The 17843-nt window shown below is 65.5% G+C and carries 25 protein-coding genes; 18 read left to right on the top strand and 7 right to left on the bottom strand.

All coding sequences use genetic code 11. The annotated features are described in order from the left end of the window. The first annotated feature begins 135 nt into the window (after positions 1-135). Complete coding sequence (locus MRY80_RS00625) at positions 136-939, top strand: hypothetical protein (protein WP_293286873.1); 804 nt, start codon at positions 136-138, stop codon at positions 937-939. Positions 940-1387: 448 nt separating this feature from the next. Here MRY80_RS00625 and MRY80_RS00620 read toward each other — a convergent pair whose 3' ends face one another. After that, positions 1388-1741, bottom strand: coding sequence for a hypothetical protein (locus MRY80_RS00620; RefSeq protein WP_293286871.1), 354 nt, complete (start codon positions 1739-1741; stop codon positions 1388-1390). 338 nt (positions 1742-2079) lie between these two features. On the opposite strand from MRY80_RS00620, the gene MRY80_RS00615 reads away from it, so the two are divergent. Then, a complete protein-coding gene (locus tag MRY80_RS00615) occupies positions 2080-2868 on the top strand; it encodes a PCRF domain-containing protein (RefSeq protein ID WP_293286869.1) in 789 nt (262 codons plus the stop codon). Between the two features lie 212 nt (positions 2869-3080). Beyond that, on the top strand, positions 3081-3482 hold the full coding sequence (locus MRY80_RS00610; RefSeq protein WP_293286867.1) for a hypothetical protein: 402 nt from the start codon (positions 3081-3083) through the stop codon (positions 3480-3482). A 1-nt stretch (position 3483) separates the two neighbouring features. On the opposite strand, the gene MRY80_RS00605 is transcribed toward MRY80_RS00610, so the two are convergent. Beyond that, positions 3484-4605 carry a TauD/TfdA family dioxygenase gene (locus tag MRY80_RS00605; protein WP_293286865.1) on the bottom strand — a complete coding sequence of 374 codons (1122 nt, stop codon included), beginning with the start codon at positions 4603-4605 and terminating at the stop codon, positions 3484-3486. Between the two features lie 375 nt (positions 4606-4980). Between MRY80_RS00605 and MRY80_RS00600 the strand changes: the two genes are divergently transcribed. The 3 genes from MRY80_RS00600 to MRY80_RS00590 all read left to right on the top strand — a co-directional run bounded on the left by MRY80_RS00600 (position 4981) and on the right by MRY80_RS00590 (position 8033). Further along, positions 4981-5850: a hypothetical protein gene (locus MRY80_RS00600; protein ID WP_293286863.1), complete on the top strand. Its 870-nt coding sequence runs from the start codon at positions 4981-4983 to the stop codon at positions 5848-5850. Between the two features lie 469 nt (positions 5851-6319). Then, on the top strand, positions 6320-6775 hold the full coding sequence (locus MRY80_RS00595; RefSeq protein ID WP_293286861.1) for a hypothetical protein: 456 nt from the start codon (positions 6320-6322) through the stop codon (positions 6773-6775). Positions 6776-6791: 16 nt separating this feature from the next. Next, positions 6792-8033 (top strand): terminase family protein, encoded by a 1242-nt coding sequence (locus MRY80_RS00590; protein WP_293287215.1) that lies wholly within the window; start codon positions 6792-6794, stop codon positions 8031-8033. 47 nt (positions 8034-8080) lie between these two features. Here the strand turns inward: MRY80_RS00590 and MRY80_RS00585 are convergent, their stop codons facing one another. Together MRY80_RS00585 and MRY80_RS00580 are read right to left on the bottom strand one after the other, a co-directional pair. Next, positions 8081-8959, bottom strand: coding sequence for a hypothetical protein (locus MRY80_RS00585; RefSeq protein WP_293286859.1), 879 nt, complete (start codon positions 8957-8959; stop codon positions 8081-8083). Positions 8960-9293: 334 nt separating this feature from the next. Then, entirely contained in the window at positions 9294-10181 is an 888-nt protein-coding gene (locus MRY80_RS00580) for an SDR family oxidoreductase (RefSeq protein WP_293286857.1), read from the bottom strand. A 153-nt stretch (positions 10182-10334) separates the two neighbouring features. Between MRY80_RS00580 and MRY80_RS00575 the strand changes: the two genes are divergently transcribed. From MRY80_RS00575 to MRY80_RS00555, 5 genes are all read left to right on the top strand, one after another. Next, positions 10335-10706, top strand: coding sequence for a helix-turn-helix domain-containing protein (locus MRY80_RS00575; RefSeq protein WP_293287213.1), 372 nt, complete (start codon positions 10335-10337; stop codon positions 10704-10706). Between the two features lie 79 nt (positions 10707-10785). Continuing rightward, positions 10786-11958 carry a phage portal protein gene (locus tag MRY80_RS00570; RefSeq protein ID WP_293286855.1) on the top strand — a complete coding sequence of 391 codons (1173 nt, stop codon included), beginning with the start codon at positions 10786-10788 and terminating at the stop codon, positions 11956-11958. A 112-nt stretch (positions 11959-12070) separates the two neighbouring features. Then, a complete protein-coding gene (locus MRY80_RS00565) occupies positions 12071-12418 on the top strand; it encodes a DUF6107 family protein (protein WP_293286853.1) in 348 nt (115 codons plus the stop codon). Beyond that, entirely contained in the window at positions 12408-13085 is a 678-nt protein-coding gene (locus MRY80_RS00560) for an HK97 family phage prohead protease (protein WP_293286851.1), read from the top strand. Before MRY80_RS00565 ends, MRY80_RS00560 begins: the two co-directional genes overlap by 11 nt. Further along, the gene (locus tag MRY80_RS00555) at positions 13082-14329 is read left to right on the top strand and encodes a phage major capsid protein (RefSeq protein WP_293286849.1); all 1248 of its coding nucleotides are present in this window, start codon (positions 13082-13084) and stop codon (positions 14327-14329) included. Before MRY80_RS00560 ends, MRY80_RS00555 begins: the two co-directional genes overlap by 4 nt. A gap of 55 nt (positions 14330-14384) precedes the next feature. Here MRY80_RS00555 and MRY80_RS00550 read toward each other — a convergent pair whose 3' ends face one another. Then, positions 14385-14693 (bottom strand): BrnA antitoxin family protein, encoded by a 309-nt coding sequence (locus MRY80_RS00550; RefSeq protein WP_293286847.1) that lies wholly within the window; start codon positions 14691-14693, stop codon positions 14385-14387. Next, entirely contained in the window at positions 14693-14935 is a 243-nt protein-coding gene (locus tag MRY80_RS00545) for a BrnT family toxin (protein ID WP_293286845.1), read from the bottom strand. Before MRY80_RS00545 ends, MRY80_RS00550 begins: the two co-directional genes overlap by 1 nt. Before the next feature lie 46 nt (positions 14936-14981). On the opposite strand from MRY80_RS00545, the gene MRY80_RS00540 reads away from it, so the two are divergent. Genes MRY80_RS00540 through MRY80_RS00510 form a run of 7 tightly spaced genes read left to right on the top strand, consistent with a single transcriptional unit; the run spans position 14982 to position 17429 of the window. Beyond that, positions 14982-15551 carry a head-tail connector protein gene (locus tag MRY80_RS00540; protein WP_293286843.1) on the top strand — a complete coding sequence of 190 codons (570 nt, stop codon included), beginning with the start codon at positions 14982-14984 and terminating at the stop codon, positions 15549-15551. Between the two features lie 2 nt (positions 15552-15553). After that, positions 15554-15892 carry a phage head closure protein gene (locus tag MRY80_RS00535; RefSeq protein WP_293286841.1) on the top strand — a complete coding sequence of 113 codons (339 nt, stop codon included), beginning with the start codon at positions 15554-15556 and terminating at the stop codon, positions 15890-15892. After that, positions 15889-16035: a hypothetical protein gene (locus tag MRY80_RS00530; protein WP_293286839.1), complete on the top strand. Its 147-nt coding sequence runs from the start codon at positions 15889-15891 to the stop codon at positions 16033-16035. The genes MRY80_RS00535 and MRY80_RS00530 overlap by 4 nt, the downstream gene beginning before the upstream one ends. Beyond that, entirely contained in the window at positions 16019-16432 is a 414-nt protein-coding gene (locus MRY80_RS00525) for a DUF3168 domain-containing protein (protein WP_293286837.1), read from the top strand. The genes MRY80_RS00530 and MRY80_RS00525 overlap by 17 nt, the downstream gene beginning before the upstream one ends. Positions 16433-16466: 34 nt before the next feature. Next, complete coding sequence (locus MRY80_RS00520; protein ID WP_293286835.1) at positions 16467-16880, top strand: phage major tail protein, TP901-1 family; 414 nt, start codon at positions 16467-16469, stop codon at positions 16878-16880. Then, positions 16877-17197, top strand: coding sequence for a gene transfer agent family protein (locus MRY80_RS00515; protein WP_293287210.1), 321 nt, complete (start codon positions 16877-16879; stop codon positions 17195-17197). Before MRY80_RS00520 ends, MRY80_RS00515 begins: the two co-directional genes overlap by 4 nt. Then, positions 17190-17429: a rcc01693 family protein gene (locus MRY80_RS00510; protein WP_293286833.1), complete on the top strand. Its 240-nt coding sequence runs from the start codon at positions 17190-17192 to the stop codon at positions 17427-17429. Before MRY80_RS00515 ends, MRY80_RS00510 begins: the two co-directional genes overlap by 8 nt. Here the strand turns inward: MRY80_RS00510 and MRY80_RS00505 are convergent. Continuing rightward, positions 17389-17802, bottom strand: a complete 414-nt coding sequence (locus MRY80_RS00505) for a PACE efflux transporter (protein ID WP_293286831.1) — start codon at positions 17800-17802, stop codon at positions 17389-17391. The genes MRY80_RS00510 and MRY80_RS00505 overlap by 41 nt on opposite strands. Between the last annotated feature and the right edge of the window lie 41 nt (positions 17803-17843).

Here is a 17843-nt window from a genome sequence, read left to right as displayed (position 1 = left end):
ATACGGATTTCCTCCACATCATCACACCGACTTCCAGCACCATAGCCATAGGATGAACAATGTTCCCAAACACTATCGCTCCATTCCATCACTAACTACACTCAAGCCACCGTCGAATAGCTGAAGATTGTTAACATGCGACCATACCGAGCCTTTTATTGGAAGCTTACGCAAACATTGGTGCGCGATGTCATGTCAATGCTATCCAACTTCATTTTCGCTATCTCGCTCGCAACGCTTATTTTTAATGTATTCACTATAGATATTCATGAATATATGATGAAGATAATAGCGAGCTATCAGTATATATTTTACAGCGCTATTAATTTTGTTTTGACTGTCCTAAGATGGATAATTGGAATAGAAATTTCAATGCCAGACTACGCAAAAGACATAGTAATACTCTGGACAGGGTTGTGTGGAATTTATCTTCGTGCTGAAATGATATTTGTCAGGTCCATCGCTAACGGAGATGTCGATGTGTATAAAGACATGAAAGATGTTGATTTAATTCTATACAGACTTTGGATCAATCACAAAAATGATCCTCTCGCCGCAAAAGCCCGAATCCTAGCGCTGTTCGAGGACTACGAAATGTATGAGGAAATGTATCCCTCACTTGATGAGCGTCAAAAGAATTTAGATAGTGTTGCGAGTAGCATTGTACATGGCACAAAAATTATTGAGCATAAGAGGCGGTCTCCAGACTTCCTTATGGCGGTCTGTCTTCCAAGCCTTATATTCTTCATTCCATTTGTGTATTTGCGTGGCTGTCTATCTCCAAACTTGGCGCATAGCTTCAGGATCGAAGGCAATGGTGAAAGACTGCGGATGGTTGTCCGCTTTCGAAGCTACCTCCTGACATCGACTGTAATTTCAATCATCACTGCGCTCTTCTTGGTTGTACTTGGTGCGGCATCATCGTTTTACGCTTCGTAGCGGACATTCTGTCTTCGATTAAACCATTTCACAAATTCCTCCTTCTTTCCAAGAGGCTGTTTTGAAAATCGCTTGGTGGGGGTTTCGCAGGGTGCTGGCGGTGAACGACTGATTGGAGGGGCGAAGCTGCCGACCGCATTGCCGAGGTGAATGACTACTAAGGGCTCGAACCGGTCATTCGGCATCGTTGAAATCAATGGGTCCTGACCCTAGGCCGTAGACTCATAAACGCGGAGCCACAGGCGCATTGAGGCGAGTTGGATCATGGCCAGGAAATCCTCTCAACACGCGGCGGTCATCAACGCGGGGCACGCCTCGCGGCTTGTCGGGCAGCAGCTGTTCGATCACGCGCCATTCGAAGTCAGTCAGATCATATGGCCCATGGTGAGCTTGAATCAAAGTTCGGCGCGATACGAAAGTGCCAGCCAACATTCATTCAACCGCGACTTCACGCTTGGCCGTAATATCCAGGGCCAAACGTGATCACCGACATGACTGGCTCATCAGGCTCTCCCGTCGATGACCAAACGCCAACGCCTAACTTGATCGATGTCGCTCCGTCGGGTTCGAGACGAAGTTCGGGATCAAGCGCACGCAACCAATCGATGGCTTCGCCCATCGTCACGGTCGTGAGGGAAATTCCCTGCAAGGTAGCCTCGCAGAGACTTGAAATCTCTAAAGCTTCGAGCATTTGCCCACTATCATAGTAAGCAAATACGCCATCGTTGGGCCAAAAGTCTGCCTCGTCACTATCCAACGTGCGCTTGAACGGCTGATGGCCATTTCCGAAGAAGATGCGCACCCTACTCCTGGATGAGCCGAGTGGGAGGCCCCTCAATCCACCGCCGGGTTCGATAATCAGATTGCTCATACCGCAGTGATTGCAGGATCGATGGTGTGGCGCAATGACGCCTGAGCTGACGATCGCAAGCGTTCAATTTATGGGTTCACGGCCTGGCACAAAGGATCGCGTGAGACTTCGCGGCCACAACGAGAAGCTGAAGGCGCGGCAGCCGCAGCCGGCGTTGGGATGGACCCTCAGGCGGCCATGCCCTAGCCTTCGACAGGGCGAAACCGACCGGAGCCGGTGCAGTCGAGGCGTTGCGTCGCGTGCCTCCGTTGCCAACCGGATTGGATGCGATGGCTGGACAAGACGACATGCCGGATCGTGCCTCGGTCGAGGCGTTGCTTCAGGGCGAGGCGGACATCAACGATGCCTATGTGGACATTCGCCCCGCCCATTCCGGCGTGGAATCGACCAATCTCGCTGCCATGGTGCAGCGCATGTATGGCCGGTGGGCCGAACAGCGCGGCTTTGATGTCGACATTGTCGAGCGCCGGACGGCGCAAACAGCGGGAATCGAGCACGCGGTGCTGCTGATCAAGGGGCACAATGCCTATGGCTGGCTGAAGACGGACAGCGGCTGGCACGGTATGCTGCGCGTCTCGCCATTCGACACGCGCGGAATGCGGGAGACGTCGGGCGCCCTCGTGCATGTCTATCCGCAACTCGCCGATGACGGCGCGGTCGCGCTCGCCGAAGCCGATTGCCGCGTCGAGGACTGTCCGGCCACGGAGGCAGGCAGGCGTCGGGGCGCGGCCGACGAAGCAGGAATCCGCATTATCCACGGTCCGACGGGGCTGGCGGGGACGTGCAATGTCGGCGCGACGCGGGACGAAAAGATCGCGCACGCGCGGACCATGCTGCGCTCGCGCCTCTACGAACTCGACCTGAAGGCGCGCGAACCCGAACGCGCGCCCGCTCATGCCGGCGGCTTCGGCGTCGTCCGCCGCTACGTGCCCGACAAGGACATCGTGCGCGACACCCGCACCGGCCACCTGTCGCGGGCGCCTCTCGACGTCCTGGACGGGAACATCGACGCGTTCCTGGAGGCCGCGACGCGATTCTATTCGGGCGGCAGGCCGTAAGGCGCGCATGCCGGGAAACAAGCCGCGCAGTGTGTGCCCGATGGCATAGAGGCGATCCGACATTCCACAGATGAGCCGTCCACGACGGGACATCGTCGCCGGTCGAACGGAAACGCAGCGAAAACGAGCAATGAGGGCGGCTGGAAAAGCTGATCGGCGCCCTGGCCGAAGCACATGAGCGGGCGCTTTCCGCCCACGACCATGTCACCCTCGTGTCGGGAGACCTGAGCGCGCGGGCGTATTACGAGTTTCTCTCCGGGCTCGACATCGTGGTGCTGCCCTACGGACAGCGCTACGCGGTGCACGGCTCGGGCATCTTCATCGAGGCGCTGATGCTCGGCAAGGTGCTGGTCATGCCGTCGAGCGGCTGGATGGTGGAGCTGGCGCGCTCGCTCGGCGCGCGGCCCGCCGTGTTCGACACGCTGGAGCCGGCGGATGTCGGCGCGGCGATCCGTTTCGCCGTCTCGCATTTCGACGATCTGCGGCAGGCGGCGGTGGAGGCGGCCCGGGCCTGGAACGCGACCGAGAGTTCGGCCCGGACGCTGGAACGCTGGATCGGCCAGACCGTGCCGGGCGCGACCGGCACGCTGGTCCCGGCCGAGGCGGACGGGTGAGCTAGGCGCCCGGCGGGCGCGCGAGCACCCGCAGCCGGCTGTCGAACTCGCCGCGATCGACATAGAAGCCGCGCAGGTGGCGGCGGCCCGTGGTCGGGTTGAAGGCGGCGCGGCCATGCAGCACGCGGCGATTGTCGAACACCACCATCTGGCCGGGCTTCAGCGCGAATTCCACCGCCCATTTCGGATGGCGCAGCGTCGCCATGAAGGCGCGATAGGCCTCGTAATAGGCGGCCATCTCGCCGGCCGGCATGTCGAAGGTCTCGGCCAGGTGCGCGTTCCAGCAGATCTCGGTCACCGCGCCGGCCTCGTCGAGCGTGATCACCTTCTGCCGGCGGCGGATGTCGTATTCGCCGTCATGGAAGCGGAAGGGGATCGAGCGGGTCGACAGGAGGTCGAACAGCGCCGGTTCCTGCGCGCGCAGGCTGTCGGCGATCGCGAAGCCGTCGGCGAAGACCGAGCCGCCGCCCAGCGCCTCGTTGGCGAGGCAGTGCAGGAACTGGTAGCCGGGCGGCAATTCCTGGTTCGGCAGGTCGGTGTGCAGCGGCAGCGCCACGGCGGTGTAGGCGAGATTGTTCGGATTGGGCTTCGACTTCACCTCGAAGACCGTGCCGAAATTCGTCTCGCGCAGGAAGCTGATCCGCCGCGCGACCTTCATGCCGGCCTTCTGGTCGGCGGGCAGCCCCTCGACCAGCGCCAGCCCGTGGGCGCGCGTCTCGCGCATCCAGTGCGACAGCGCCACGTCGTCGGCGAGGAGCGCGGCCGCGTCGCCGCGCGGCATGCCGGCCAGGCCGGTTTTGGCGCGCCAGAGTCGCGGCGCGATGTCGGCCGGATCGTCGAGCGGCGTGCCGGGCCTGTGCCGGGCGAGCCAGTCGAGCGGGAAGCGGCTGCGGTGGACGCTCGCCTCCCAGGCGACGGCGAGCGCGCCGTCCTCGATCGCGGCGCTGTCGACGCCGATCCCGGCCGGCAGCGCCAGCAGGTCCTGCATGCGTTCCTGGGTCTGCGGGTGAAAGCCGCTCGGGCAATTGTCCCGGAGCCAGAGGAAGGGGTAATCGGCCTGCGCGCCGTTTTCGAAGGTCACGCGCAGAACGCGCGCATCGCGCAGATGTTCGACCGCGGTCATGGTGTCGTCCTTTTGAAGAGGTGTCGGAGGGTCGGCTCGCGCCAGCGGGCGCGCCGCTCACCGGGGCGGCGGCCACCATTTGTGGGCCTTGGCATGCGGGGCGTTCTGCTGACGCCCGAGGACAACAGGCATGGCGAATTTCCACTGCGACAGGCGGAGACTACGCGCGAAACGCGGGCGGGGCAATTGGGGGGATACGCCGGCAAGGACGTTCGTGGATGAGGTCGGCAGCAAGAATGCGCAACGAATGCTTAAGAGCATACGACTTGTGCCACCCAACCGAAGGAATGTTAGTGATCCAGTGAGTATGTGGGATTTGTACAAGGATTCGATGTTTCGGCAGCGTTAGCGCCGAAAGCAAGGGGAGACGTTTCCGTGTTGCGTGCCGGTATTGATGCTGGGAGATCTTCAAAAGGCGTGTTTGCTGTAGCCGGAGTTGCGTTCGGCTATGACAACGCGCTGAAGGCGAACCGCAAATGGGAGCGCCTAATGGATGGTCGCGTATTTCACATGACCGACCTAAACGCGAGAAAACGGGACTTTTCTGGAATTTCTGACGATGAAGTAAGTGTCGTCATGAAGGGTATGGTGGAGATCATTAGAAGCTATGCTTCTTATATCGTCACGGTTTCATGCGCTGATGATTTGATAACCGAGCCAATGCCCAAAGAAGCGAACCGGGGAAGAGTGAGCGAAGAAATGCTAAACCTGCTTCGCTCCCCTTACGGTTTCATGTGTCATATGTGCATGTATGGTTTGGGGCGCTTCGCCTCGCAGCGGCGGTCCGCGAAGGACTCAATCTCTTTCATATTGGAATCTGGTGATGAGGGGCAGAAGGGGCTGATACGCTTCATGCGATATATTGAGGGCACCCAAGAGGCGGATGTCTTGCGAGACCGATATTCGTATGGTCGTCTTTTCACAGTACAAAAACACGAAATGGAAGGAATTTTCCACGCCGCTGATTTTATCGCTTGGGAGTGGGGAAGGCATGTTGAAAGACACTCGGAAGGCAAGGCGATGCGTAGATCACTTTCGACGCTTGTCGGCAATAATCGTACGATCAAAGGTGATCTTGGACTGACGTTAGAGGGTGAGAATAGGTTCTTTTTCCGCCATTATGACGAGCGGAACATGGATCGCTACGTCGCAGCAATGCGGAGAGTGATTGAGGCCAGATCAACTGTGGACGTGGACCATGCGCTTGCGCAATGGGATGCTTCTAGGTTGAAGAGTTCTGATTAGTTGCGGAAGATTGAGAATGAACGAAAGTGCAATTGGAGCGTGATTTATAATTTAAATCATGAAGATGAATTTGATTATCTTATAATTATCAAATTTCCATGTATACATTGTGATATCAATTAATGTTATTTTGTTTTGAAGCAATAGTTCATGCTTCATAGCGTGAGGCGATTAGATTTTTCGAATTGCGGATTTTTCAAAGGAAATCGCATTTCTGGAATTCAATTCGCGCCGAAATGCTCAGATTCTAAGATGCCGCGGAGGAAGTGCCGTTACCTGTAGGTGACGTCGCAGGAAGCTAACGCCAGCGAATGGCGAACAGCATCGTCAAAAGAATAGGAAAAAAATCCTTGACGCCGTCACGGTGGTCGGGTAGGGTGCAGGCACAATCGCAGAAATGGGCCGGTGAGAGGCTCGAAGGCCGGACGGGGGACCGTTGCGGCCTTTTTGTTTGCGGGAAGGGTGAGCCATGCAAGCGGACATGCCGAGACGGGCCGGGTCGTCGCGACGGGGCGGTGCGCCGCCGATCCTGGTCGAGGACGAGGAGACGGTCGCGCGGTTTCGCGAGTTCGGGCGGCAGGGGCTGGGCAAGACGGGCATCGCCCGGGTGCTCGGCGTGCACCGCCACACGCCGGCGAGTTTCCTCGACCGGGCGCACCGCGCCGGCACGGCTTACGAGGAGGGGCTGCAGGAATGGCGGGCGGCCGACCGCCTGGCGCGCCAGGCCGCGCCGCGCGCCGCGCGAAACGCGAGCGCCGCCCTGAAGACCGGCGGCACCTGCCCGACCTGCGGCGGCCTGATCGGCGAGGGCGACGCCCACGTCACCCTGACGCCGGCGGACATCGCCGAGGCGCAAAGGACCCTCGATGAGCTCATTGATCGACATCTTGCCGCCGGCGGCGCTGGCGGGGATCCGCGACGGTGACGACGTCGCGCTGCGGATGCTGTTGCGCCGGACCTGGCGCGTCTTCGCCCGCGACGCGCAATTGCCGCCGCCGGGCGACTGGCGCACCTGGCTGATCCTGGCCGGGCGCGGCTTCGGCAAGACGCGCAGCGGCGCCGAATGGGTGCGCGCCCGCATCAAGCGCGGCGCCGGCCGCGTGGCGCTGATCGCGCCGACGCTGGGCGACGCGCGCGACATCATGGTGCGCGGCGAGAGCGGGCTTCTGTCGGTGTGCTGGCAGGGCGACGTGACCGCGCAGGGGCGGCTGCTGGGCCGGCCGGTCTTCCAGCCGACGCTGCGCCGCGTGACCTGGGCGAACGGCGCTTACGCCGTGCTGTTTTCGGCCGAGGAGCCGGAGCGCCTGCGCGGGCCGCAGCACGACCTGCTGTGGGCCGACGAACTGGCCGCCTGGCGCTATGCCCGCCAGACCTGGGACATGGCGATGCTCGGCCTGCGGCTCGGCCGCGATCCGCGCGCCTGCGTGACGACGACGCCGAAGCCGGTGGACCTGCTGCGCGAGCTGGCGGCCGACCGGGCGACGGCGGTGACGCGCGGCTCCACCTATGACAACGCCGCCAATCTCGCACCGGGCTTCCTGGAGACGGTGCGCGCGAAATACGAGGGCACCAGCCTCGGCCGGCAGGAACTGCATGCCGAGATCCTGGAGGAGACCGACGGCGCGCTGTGGTCGCGCCGCCAGCTCGACGCGGTGCGCGGCCCGACGCCGGGCGACTTCCTGCGCATCGTCGTCGCGGTCGATCCGCCGGCCGGTTCCAAGGCGACCTCGGACGCCTGCGGCATCGTCGCGGCGGGACTGTGGAGTGACGGCCGCGCCCATGTGATCGCCGACGCGAGCCTGCGTGCCGCCAAGCCGACGCGCTGGGCGGCGGAGGCGGTGGCGCTCTACGAGAAGCTCGGCGCGGACGTGATCATCGCCGAGGTGAACCAGGGCGGCGACATGGTGGAAGCCGTGATCCGCCAGGTCGATCCGCGCGTGGCGCTGCGCAAGGTGCATGCCCGGCGCGCCAAGTGGCTGCGCGCCGAACCGGTCGCCGCGCTCTACGAACAGGGGCGCGTGACGCACGCGGCGGGCCTCGGCGCGCTGGAAGACGAGATGTGCGCCTTCAGCCCCGAAGGCCTCGCCTCCGGCCGCTCGCCCGACCGCCTCGACGCGCTGGTCTGGGCGCTGAGCGAATTGCTGCTCGCGCGCCGCGGCGAACCGCGGGTGAGGGGGCTTTGAGGGTCTTGGCGGGAAGGCGGCGACGGGGCGTCGTTGGTGTCCGGGGATCAGATCGGCGCGGTCGGAACGCGCCGGGCGGCTGTGCCGCGGCCTTGGAGGTGTCCACGGTGGCGAAGCACCGTCTTCAGGGCCGCGAAGCCGGTGAGGTAGGTCGCGCGGGCGGCGCCGAGCGCGCCGATGCGCACCAGCGCCGTGGTCGGCAGGATGGTGGTCGCGTAGAAGGCGAGGAGCGCAAGCCGGAAACCGAGCGTGCGCGGCCGGGCGAGCAGGGCGCGGCTGGTTGTCACATAATCGGCGAGCACGTCCGTCTGATGGCCGAAATGCGCGCGCAGGCGCCGCATCGCGGTCAGTTCGAAGCCGTCGTCGGGTCGGCCGAGCATGTCGACCGTGGCGGTCGTCATCACGCATTGCATCGAATCGGCGTCGGCGTCGCGGCATCCGCCGGCGACCTTCGCGGCCTGAAGGCGTTCGCGGGTGTCGGTCCACAGCTGCCCGATATGCGAACGCAGATAGGTGATGTCGAATTCCATGCCGCCGAAATCCTCGCCGTGATTGGTGATGATGTCGACGCGCATCTTCCTGGCATTGAAGATCCTGTCGATGAACCAGTCGGGGATGTGGCTGATCTGGTGATAGTTGATCTTGTTGAAGCGCTTGATGTTGGCCGGTTTCCCGAGGTCGAAACTCAGGCGGGCATGCGCAAACGAATAATGGTCGAAATAGAAGCCGTCGGTGCTGGGCTGCGCATTCGGATGGTTTCTCGGCCTGGGGAAGTGGAACGTGATTGTCGACGGGGACTGGCCGGTTCCCTCGAAGCTCAGGCGGCCGTCGTCATAGTGGATCAGGTTGGTCGTCTTGCGCGGGTAGTCCCGCCCCTGGATCCACTGCCGGGAGGCGACGACGACGCAGTTCCAGCTGCCGGTCATCGCGCCCTCGCGCTGGCGAACGTAACTCCGGGTGAAACGGGTGGAGGACAGTATTCGTTTTGCTTCGCAGTCGGGCTGGCCGGCTGCCAGAACACGTGTGGACGAAGTCGAAAACGTTGCCCCGGCACCGCCGAGAAGACCAAGCACCTGCCTGCGTTGCATCCGAATTGCTCCCCCAAGCCCGTCAAGACTTGTCAGGAAAGCCCAATCTTCTCGTCGGATCAAGCATCTCCCGGACCTGCCGCTGCGAAAACGGACGCCCAGGGCCTCCCCTTTTTGGGGAGGCGGTCGGCAGCCAGCGCCGCGGCGAAGCGCGGGCGGGAGACGTGGGGCCCTACGCGGCCTTTTGCTGGGTGACGGCTTCGCCGAGGGTGCGGGTCCACGGGGTGGTGGCGCGGCCGATGAGGCGCTGCAGCGTGTGGCTGTTGTCCTCCAGCGCGCCCTTGGCCGTGCCGGCGTCGCTGTCGGCGAGCATGGCGGCGAGGGGGGCGGGCAGGCCGACGGTTTCCAGCGTGGAGGCGTATTCGGCCTCGCTCATGTCGGCATAGATGACCGGCTTGCCAGACGCGCGGGCGATCTCGGCGGTGAATTCGGCCATGGAATAGCTCTCGTCGCCGGCGAGCTCGTAGACGACATTCTCCGACACCTCGTCGGCCGACAGGACGGCGGCCGCGGCCTCGGCGAAATCCTGCCGGCTGGCGCTGGAGATGCGGCCGTCGCCGGCAGCGCCCGGATAGGCGCCGTGCTCGATCGCCGGGGCGACGGAGCCGGTCTTGTTCTCGGTGTACCAGCCGTTGCGCAGAAGCGCGTAGGCGGTGCCCGAGGCCTTGATATCGGCTTCGGTCTCGCGATGTTCGGTGGCGAGCCCGAGCGGCGACGTGTCGGCCTTGAGGATCGAGGTGTAGGCGATGAAGCCGACGCCGGCCGCCTTGGCCGCGTCGATGGCGTTCTTGTGCTGCACGGCGCGCTGGCCGACCTCGGAGGACGAGATCAGCAGCAGGCGGTCGACGCCCTTGAAGGCTTCCGTCAGCGCGGCCGGATCGGTGTAGTCGCCGATGCGGGTCTCGACGCCCTTGGCCGCGAGCGCGGCCGCGGCTTCCGGCCGGCGCACGAGCGCGACGATGTTGGCGGCCGGAACGCGTTTCAGGAGATCGGCGACGACAAGTGCGCCGAGCTGGCCGGATGCGCCGGTGACGAGAAGTTTGGCGGTCTGGTTTGACATGGGATTTCCTTTTCTTTGGTCTCGATTGGAGGTATGGTCTCTTTTCGATACCACCAACGAAAAGGCTCCGGAAGGAGGCAGTTTTTGATGACCAGGGAACAGGAAGGTAACCTGCCCGACACCGCGGCGGAGGTGCTCCGCGAGTTCGCGCGCATGTCGGGCGAGGGCGTGGACACGGCCAATTGCCCGGTGCGCGACGTGCTCGACCGGGTGGGCGAGAAGTGGACGCTTCTGATCCTCGTCGCCATGTCGGACGAGCCGCGCCGCTTCAGCGCCCTGCAGCGCGAGGTCGGCGACATTTCCAAGCGCATGCTCACCCAGACGCTGCGCACGCTGGAGCGCGACGGGCTGGTGACGCGCACCGTCTATCCGACCAAGCCGCCTTCGGTGGATTACCGCCTGACCGGCCTCGGCCGCTCGGTGCTGACGCCGCTCGCCGGCCTGATCGGCTGGGCCGGCCAGAAGCACGACGAGATCCGCGCCGCGCGCGAAGCCTATGACGAGCGCGAGGGCGTGGCGGCCTGACACGGCGCGACGCACCGCGATGAACGAGGGGCCTTCGGGCCCCTTTTTGATTCGACAATCAACGAGTTGGACCCATTCCATGAATCAATCCTCCAACCGCCTCATCCGCTGGCTGAAGCGCGGCCGCGCGGCCGGTCCCGCGGAATCGAAAGCCGCGTCCTACGGCTTCGTCGCCATGCATGGCGCCGGCCCGGCCGCCTGGACGTCGGCCTCCTACGCGGCGCTGTCGCGCGAAGGGTTCATGCGCAATCCGGTCGTTCATCGCTGCGTCACGCTGACCGCCGAGGCGGCCGCCGCGGTGCCGTGGCTCGCCCATGAGGGCGCCCGGGAAGTGCCCGAGCACGAGTTGCTGGCGCTGATCGACAGGCCCAACCAGCGCGACAGCCGCGCGGCGTTTCTCGAAGCGCTCTACGGCCAGTTGCTGCTGTCGGGCGACGCCTTCGTGGAACGGGCGGGCGAGGGCGGCGGCGCGGCGCTCTATCTGCTGCGGCCCGACCGGGTGTCGGTCGTCACCGACGATCAGGGATGGCCTGCGGCGGTCGAGCATCGCGCCGGGACGGCGAAGCGGCGCATTCCCTTCGAGGGCGAGGACGGGGTGACGCGGCTGCTGCAATTGAGCCGGTTCCACCCGCTCGACGACCTGCGCGGCCTCGCCCCGCTGGAAGCGGCGCTGATGGCGCTCGACATCCACAACGCCGCCGGCGCCTGGAACAAGGCGCTGCTCGACAATGCGGCACGGCCCTCCGGCGCGCTGGTCTATGCGCCCGCCGAGGGCGGCAACATGGCGCCGGAACAGTTCGAGCGGCTGAAGCGCGACCTGGAGGCCGACTATGCCGGCGCCGCCAATGCCGGCCGGCCGCTGGTGCTGGAGGGCGGGCTCGACTGGCGGGCGATCGGGATGACCCCGAAGGACATGGATTTCGTCGAGGCCAAGCACGCCGCCAGCCGCGACATCGCGCTCGCCTTCGGCGTGCCGCCGATGCTGCTCGGCATTCCGGGCGACGCCACCTATGCCAATTACGCGGAGGCCAACCGCGCCTTCTACCGCCTGACCGTGCTGCCGATGGTGACGCGCACGGCCGACGCCTTCGCCCGGGCCTTCGGCGCCGGACGCGTGCGGCTCACCCCCGACATCGACGCCATTCCCGGCCTGTCGAGCGAACGCGACGCCTTTTGGGCGCGGCTGGAGGGGGCAAGCTTCATCACCGAGGACGAGAAGCGGGAAGCGGTGGGCTACGGGGCGAAGCGATAGGCTTCGCACGGCTCCCTCTCCGACCGCGCTGCGCGCGCCCACCTCTCCCCCTGAAGGGGGCGAGGAAGCGGTGCTCGCAACCGCGCGCCAGAAACCTGACCAGGAGATGTTCATGACCATGACGGACTTGTCGCCGGCCGCTTCGCTGTGGCTGGCGAAATGCGCGGGCGCGCTGGCCGGGGCGGCGATTTCGCTGGCCTGGCTGTTGCCCAAGAGCCGGCGCGAGGCGGGTTTGCGCTTTCTGTCCTCCATGTCGGCCGGCTTCGCCTTCGGCGGCGCGGCGGGCCTGGCGGTCGCCAAGAAACTCGGCATCGCCGCAGCGTTGTCGCCGCACGAGATCGCGCTGACCGGCGCGGCGCTGGCGAGCCTGTCGATCTGGTGGGCGATCGGCTTTGCCGTGCGCTTCGGCGAGCGGATGACCGGCGGCAGGACCACGGGGAGGACGGACGATGGACGCTGACACGGCACGGCTCGAACACAAGCTAAACCGGGTGGACCTGGCGGCCGACGCCGCCGACGGCGCGATCGCCGGCTATGCCTCCGTCTTCGGCGCGGTCGATCTCGGCAAGGATGCCGTCGAGCGCGGCGCTTTCGCCAAGTCGCTGGCCGCGCGCGGCGTGACCGGTATCCGCATGCTGTTCCAGCATGATCCGGCCCAGCCGATCGGCACCTGGACCGCGATCCGCGAGGACGCGCGCGGGCTCTATGTGGAGGGACGCATTTCCACCGAGGTGGCCAAGGGCCGCGAGGTGCTGGCGCTTCTGAAGAATGGCGGCCTCGACGGGCTGTCGATTGGCTTTCGCACGGTGAGGGCGCGCAAGGAGGCGCGGACGGGCGTGCGCCGCATCCTCGAGGCGGATCTCTGGGAGATCTCCGTCGTGACCTTTCCGATGCTGCCCGAGGCGCGCGTCACCGCCGTGAAGGCCGGGCGGCTGCCGACGGAACGCGAATTCGAACGCTGGCTCGTGCGGGATGCCGGGCTGACCAGAAGCGAGGCCAAGGCGGTGATCGCCGGCGGCTTCGCATCGCTTCGACGCCGCCGGGACGGCGCGTCGGCCGACACGGGCCTGGCTGAGACGATCCGCGACGCGGCCCGCACACTCCAATCGACACGAGGGAGACAATGACACACGCAAAGCTGGCCGCGCCGGAAGCGAAGTCCGCCGCATCGGGCGACGTCGCCGCGGCCTTCGACGACTTCATGCACGCCTTCGACGAGTTCAAGCAGGCCAATGACGAGCGCCTGGCGCAGCTCGAAAGCCGCTTCGGCGCGGACGGCGTGACCAATGACAAGGTCGAGCGCATCTCCACCGCGCTCGACGAACAGAAACGGGCGCTCGACGCGCTGCAGCGCAAGCAGGCGCGCCCGCCGCTGGGCGGCGGCGAAACCGCCGAGCCGAGCGAGCACAGGAGCGCCTTCGACACCTATGTGCGGCGCGGCGACGAAAGGCGGCTGCAGGCGCTGGAAGGCAAGGCGATGTCGATCGGCTCCGGCCCGGACGGCGGCTATCTCGTGCCGCCGGAAACGGAGGCGGCGATCGGCGCGCGCCTGCGCGACATCTCGCCAATCCGCTCCATCGCCTCCGTGCGCCAGGTCTCCGGCTCTGTCCTGAAGAAGCCCTTCGCCATCGGCGGGCCTGCGGTCGGCTGGGTCGGCGAGACCGACGCGCGGCCGCAGACGGACGCCTCGACGCTGTCGGAATTGCAGTTCCCGACGATGGAGCTCTACGCCATGCCGGCGGCGACCGCCGCGCTCCTGGAGGATTCGGTGGTCGACATCGACCAGTGGATCGCCTCGGAGGTGGAGGCTGCCTTCGCCGAACAGGAAGGCGCCGCCTTCGTGACCGGCACGGGCGGGACCAAGCCGCGCGGCTTCCTCGACTACACCACCATCGCCGAGGCGAGCTGGGCCTGGGAGAAGATCGGCTATGTGGCGACCGGCGTCGACGGCGCCTGGGCCGCGTCCGATCCCTCCGACACGCTGATCGACACGGTCTACGCGCTGAAGGCCGGCTATCGCCAGAACGCCAACTGGGTGATGAACCGCAAGACGCAGGCAGCGATCCGCAAGTTCAAGGACGCCGACGGCAACTACATCTGGCAGCCGCCCGCGGGCGCCGGCCAGCGCGCCATGCTGATGGGCTTCCCGCTGGTGGAGGCCGAAGACATGCCGGACATCGCCTCCGACGAGTTCGCCATCGCCTTCGGCGACTTCCGCCGCGGCTATCTGGTCGTCGACCGCACCGGCGTCTCGGTGCTGCGCGACCCGTATTCCGCCAAGCCCTACGTGCTGTTCTACACGACCAAACGCGTCGGCGGCGGGGTGCAGGATTTCGACGCGATCAAGCTGTTGAAGTTCGGGGTTTCGTAAGAAGCCCCGAAACGGCGGCCCCGGAGATCTCCTCCCGACCGGGGCCGCCGGCCGGTCAGACCCTCGCCTTGCGCAGGACCTCGTTGATGCGGGACTGCCAGCCGGGTCCGGTCGCCTTGAACTTCTCGACGACCTCCCTGTCGAGGCGGATGCTGATGGCCTGTTTCGGGTTGTCGCTTCGGGGCCGGCCGGCGACCTTCTTGCGCATCTTCTCGGCCAGTTCGGGGTGCGCCTCCGCGAAGGGAACGGCGCTGGCCATTTCGTCCGCAGTGATCTCGGGACTGTCCGACACCGCATCCCAATCCTCGCGGGAGTAGCCGTGTCCCGGCGTGAAGTCCGTCTGCGTCTTGCGCTTGGTGGGCATCACAAAAACTCCCGTTCCCTTGTGCTGGCGGGGCGCATCGAGACGAGCGAAACGGCCTCCGTGCCGAGCGTGAAATAGATCACCACGATCGTCCCGTCCTCGAACCGGCCGATCGCCTTCATCCGGCGGTCGCGGGCGGGCAGGACAACGGCCGACAGGAAGAAGTCCTCGGTCAGCTCCGCGAAGTCGTAGCCATGTTTCGCGAGGTTGGCGAGCCGCTTGCGTTCGTCCCAGACGATCATGAATTTTGTATATACATTTATTCACTCTTCCAAACAAGGAAACGCCATGACCTATGCCCAGATTGCCGCGCCTGCGGCGATGCCGGTGACGCTTGCCGAGGCGAAGGCGCATCTGCGCGTCACCTCCGACACCGAGGACGACACGATCGCGGCGCTGATCGCCGCCGCGACGCAATATCTGGAGCGCGATACCGGACAGGCACTGATCAACCAGCGATGGCGCGCCTTTTTCGATGGCCTGCCGGCCGACGGCGTTCTCGAACTGATGCGCTCGCCGGTGCGCGGCATCGTCCAGGTGACGGTCTATGACGCCGACGGCGCGGCGACCGTGCTCGACGGGGGCGACTACCGCGTCAACCTCGTCGCCCGGCCGGCGCGGCTTCGCCTGAGGGACGCTGTCGCGGCGGCGATGCGGGCCAATGGCGTCGAGGTCGATTTCGACGTCGGATATGGCGAGACCGGCATCGACGTGCCCGACATGCTGAAACGCGCGGTGCTGGTGCTGGTGGCGCATTGGTACGAATTTCGCGGCGTGTTCGACGCGGCCGACCAGCCGGTGTCGGTGCCGGCGCTCTATGGCCGGCTGACGCGTCATTTCCGGTTCCTGTCGCTGTGACCATGCGCGGACGCTTCTTCGATCCCGGCCGGCTGCGCCACGCGATGGCGCTGCAGGCGGCGACCCGCACGCCCGACGCGCTCGGCGGCCGCGACGAGGCCTGGGAGACGGTGGCGACGGTGTGGGCGCATCTGGAGCCGGCCAGGGCCGATCCCGTACGCCGCGCCGATGCCGACGACGCCGACATCACCCACCGCGTGACGCTGCGCGCGGACGCCCGCGTCGTGCGCGGCATGCGCCTGGTGACCGGCACGCGGGCCTTCGCCATCCGGGCGGTGCGCGATCTCGACGAGACCGGCCGGTATCTTCTCTGCCTGACGCGCGAGGAGGCGCTGCCGTGAGACTGACGATGAAACTGACGCTGGCCGGGCTGATCCGGGCGCTCAGGACGCGCGCCGCGATCGCCGCCGAAGACGGTGTCGAGGCGGCGCGCCAGGCCCCACCGAAACCCGACGAGGAGGACCGCGATGAGCGTCGCCCATGATGTGCAGGAGGCGATCGTCGCCGCCTTGCGCGCCGATGCGGCGCTTCAGGCGCTCACCGGCGGCGAGGACCGGATCTTCGATCGCGTGCCGCCGGACCGGTCCTTTCCGTATGTCGTCCTCGGCCGCACGAGCGCGCAGGACTGGAGCACGGACGACCGCGCCGGCGAGGAACAGCTCGTCACGATCCGCTGCTGGTCGGCGCAGACGGGCCGTGCGCAGGTTTTGGCGATGGCGGACCGCGTCACGGCGGCGCTGGCCGGCCTTGCCGGCAGCGTCCGGGGCGCGACCCGCATCGTGTCGCTGGAACCGGTCTCCGCCGACCATGGCTACGAGCCGGCGGACCGCGCCTGGCGCGCGGTGCAGCGCTTCCGGGCGCTGAGCGAGCCGGCGGACTGACCCCACACCCATTTCACGAAAGGAGACTGCGGCGATGGCATCGCAACGCGGCAAGGACATGTTGTTGAAATTCTGGGACGGCGGCGGCGCCGCCTATGTGACCGTCGCCGGCCTGCGCACCAAGCGCATCGGCTTCAACGCGCAGACCGTCGACATCACGGATTCGCAATCGGCGGGTCGGTGGCGCGAACTGCTCGCCGGGGCGGGCATCCAGCGCGCCTCGGTGTCGGCCTCTGGCATCTTCAAGGATGCCGCCTCGGACGAACTGGTGCGCGCCGCCTTCTTCGCCGGGGCGGTGACCGACTGCCAACTGGTGATCCCGGATTTCGGCACGATCGAGGGCGGCTTCCAGATCGCCTCGCTCGACTATGCCGGCAACCATGACGGCGAGGTGACCTTCGACATCGCGCTGGAATCCGGCTCCGCGCTCACCTTCGGAGCGGCCTGATGCTGATCAATCGCAAACGCGGCGAGATCGCCGCCGATCTCGGCGGCAAGGAGCGCGCGCTCTGCCTGACGCTGGGCGCGCTCGCCGAACTGGAAGCCCATTTCGGGGCCGACGACCTGACGGCGCTGACCCAGCGCTTTTCCACCGGGCGGCTGTCGGCGGACGACCTTCTGACCATCATCCATGCGGGGCTGAAGGGCGCCGGCCACACCTTCACCCGCGACGAGGTGGCCGAAATGCAGGCGCAGGGCGGCGCGGCCGGCTACGCGCGCATCGTCTCCGACCTGCTGCAGGCGACCTTCGGCGGCGATGGCTGAGAAGTTTCCCTGGGAGGCGGCGATGGCGTTCGGCTTCGCGGTGATGCGGCTGTCGCCGGCCGAGTTCTGGGCGATGACGCCGAGGGAACTGGCAGCCGCGATGCGCGCGTTCGGCATCGGCGACCATGCGCCGCCGGGCAGGGGCGACATGGAGCGGCTGATGGGCGCCTTTCCGGACAGCCCGCCTCGGATCACTCCGGGACCGGGAACAGGCGGTCGTAAGCGAGGTTGAAGGCGAAGGTGTAGACCAGGAAGAAGGCCATCAGCGAGACGTCCATCAGGAACGCCTCCAGCAGGGTCACGCCCAGCATCGCCGCGATGAGCGGCAGGAGCAGAAGCGACAGCGTGATCTCGAACAGGACCGCGTGCAGGACGCGCACCCGCCAGCCTTTCACCGGGCTTCCGTTCAGGCGCAGGAGCGCGTGGTCGAAGCCGAGATTGTAGAGATAGGTCCATGTCGTCGCGACCACCGAACTGGCGATGCCCACCGCCCCCATGCTGGCGGGCGGCAGGCCGAAGAGGTGGCTGCCGAGAAACGTGACCATCGTGATGGCGATGATCTCGAAACTGACGGCATGGCGAATTCGGTCGGGCGTCGAGCGCATGGGTGTCGGGCCGGATTGAGGGAAACGAACGGAACGCGCCG

The organism is Oricola sp., assembly GCF_022763245.1.
In the GTDB taxonomy this organism is placed as follows: domain Bacteria; phylum Pseudomonadota; class Alphaproteobacteria; order Rhizobiales; family Rhizobiaceae; genus Oricola.
Note: the sequence above shows the minus strand (reverse complement) of the source record. Positions and strands in the feature narration are given on the sequence as shown.

What these genes read in the sequence shown, in the direction of transcription:
- MRY80_RS00565 (WP_293286853.1), top strand. Translation starts at nt 12,071, where the DNA reads ATGACCATGACGGACTTGTCGCCGGCCGCTTCGCTGTGGCTGGCGAAA.
- MRY80_RS00540 (WP_293286843.1), top strand. Translation starts at nt 14,982, where the DNA reads ATGACCTATGCCCAGATTGCCGCGCCTGCGGCGATGCCGGTGACGCTT.
- MRY80_RS00570 (WP_293286855.1), top strand. Translation starts at nt 10,786, where the DNA reads ATGAATCAATCCTCCAACCGCCTCATCCGCTGGCTGAAGCGCGGCCGC.
- MRY80_RS00550 (WP_293286847.1), bottom strand. Translation starts at nt 14,693, where the DNA reads ATGCCCACCAAGCGCAAGACGCAGACGGACTTCACGCCGGGACACGGC.
- MRY80_RS00590 (WP_293287215.1), top strand. Translation starts at nt 6,792, where the DNA reads ATGCTGTTGCGCCGGACCTGGCGCGTCTTCGCCCGCGACGCGCAATTG.
- MRY80_RS00605 (WP_293286865.1), bottom strand. Translation starts at nt 4,605, where the DNA reads ATGACCGCGGTCGAACATCTGCGCGATGCGCGCGTTCTGCGCGTGACC.
- MRY80_RS00585 (WP_293286859.1), bottom strand. Translation starts at nt 8,959, where the DNA reads ATGACCGGCAGCTGGAACTGCGTCGTCGTCGCCTCCCGGCAGTGGATC.
- MRY80_RS00560 (WP_293286851.1), top strand. Translation starts at nt 12,408, where the DNA reads ATGGACGCTGACACGGCACGGCTCGAACACAAGCTAAACCGGGTGGAC.
- MRY80_RS00510 (WP_293286833.1), top strand. Translation starts at nt 17,190, where the DNA reads ATGGCTGAGAAGTTTCCCTGGGAGGCGGCGATGGCGTTCGGCTTCGCG.
- MRY80_RS00615 (WP_293286869.1), top strand. Translation starts at nt 2,080, where the DNA reads ATGGCTGGACAAGACGACATGCCGGATCGTGCCTCGGTCGAGGCGTTG.
- MRY80_RS00595 (WP_293286861.1), top strand. Translation starts at nt 6,320, where the DNA reads ATGCAAGCGGACATGCCGAGACGGGCCGGGTCGTCGCGACGGGGCGGT.
- MRY80_RS00505 (WP_293286831.1), bottom strand. Translation starts at nt 17,802, where the DNA reads ATGCGCTCGACGCCCGACCGAATTCGCCATGCCGTCAGTTTCGAGATC.
- MRY80_RS00525 (WP_293286837.1), top strand. Translation starts at nt 16,019, where the DNA reads ATGAGCGTCGCCCATGATGTGCAGGAGGCGATCGTCGCCGCCTTGCGC.
- MRY80_RS00625 (WP_293286873.1), top strand. Translation starts at nt 136, where the DNA reads ATGCGACCATACCGAGCCTTTTATTGGAAGCTTACGCAAACATTGGTG.
- MRY80_RS00580 (WP_293286857.1), bottom strand. Translation starts at nt 10,181, where the DNA reads ATGTCAAACCAGACCGCCAAACTTCTCGTCACCGGCGCATCCGGCCAG.
- MRY80_RS00535 (WP_293286841.1), top strand. Translation starts at nt 15,554, where the DNA reads ATGCGCGGACGCTTCTTCGATCCCGGCCGGCTGCGCCACGCGATGGCG.
- MRY80_RS00555 (WP_293286849.1), top strand. Translation starts at nt 13,082, where the DNA reads ATGACACACGCAAAGCTGGCCGCGCCGGAAGCGAAGTCCGCCGCATCG.
- MRY80_RS00545 (WP_293286845.1), bottom strand. Translation starts at nt 14,935, where the DNA reads ATGATCGTCTGGGACGAACGCAAGCGGCTCGCCAACCTCGCGAAACAT.
- MRY80_RS00520 (WP_293286835.1), top strand. Translation starts at nt 16,467, where the DNA reads ATGGCATCGCAACGCGGCAAGGACATGTTGTTGAAATTCTGGGACGGC.
- MRY80_RS00575 (WP_293287213.1), top strand. Translation starts at nt 10,335, where the DNA reads ATGTCGGGCGAGGGCGTGGACACGGCCAATTGCCCGGTGCGCGACGTG.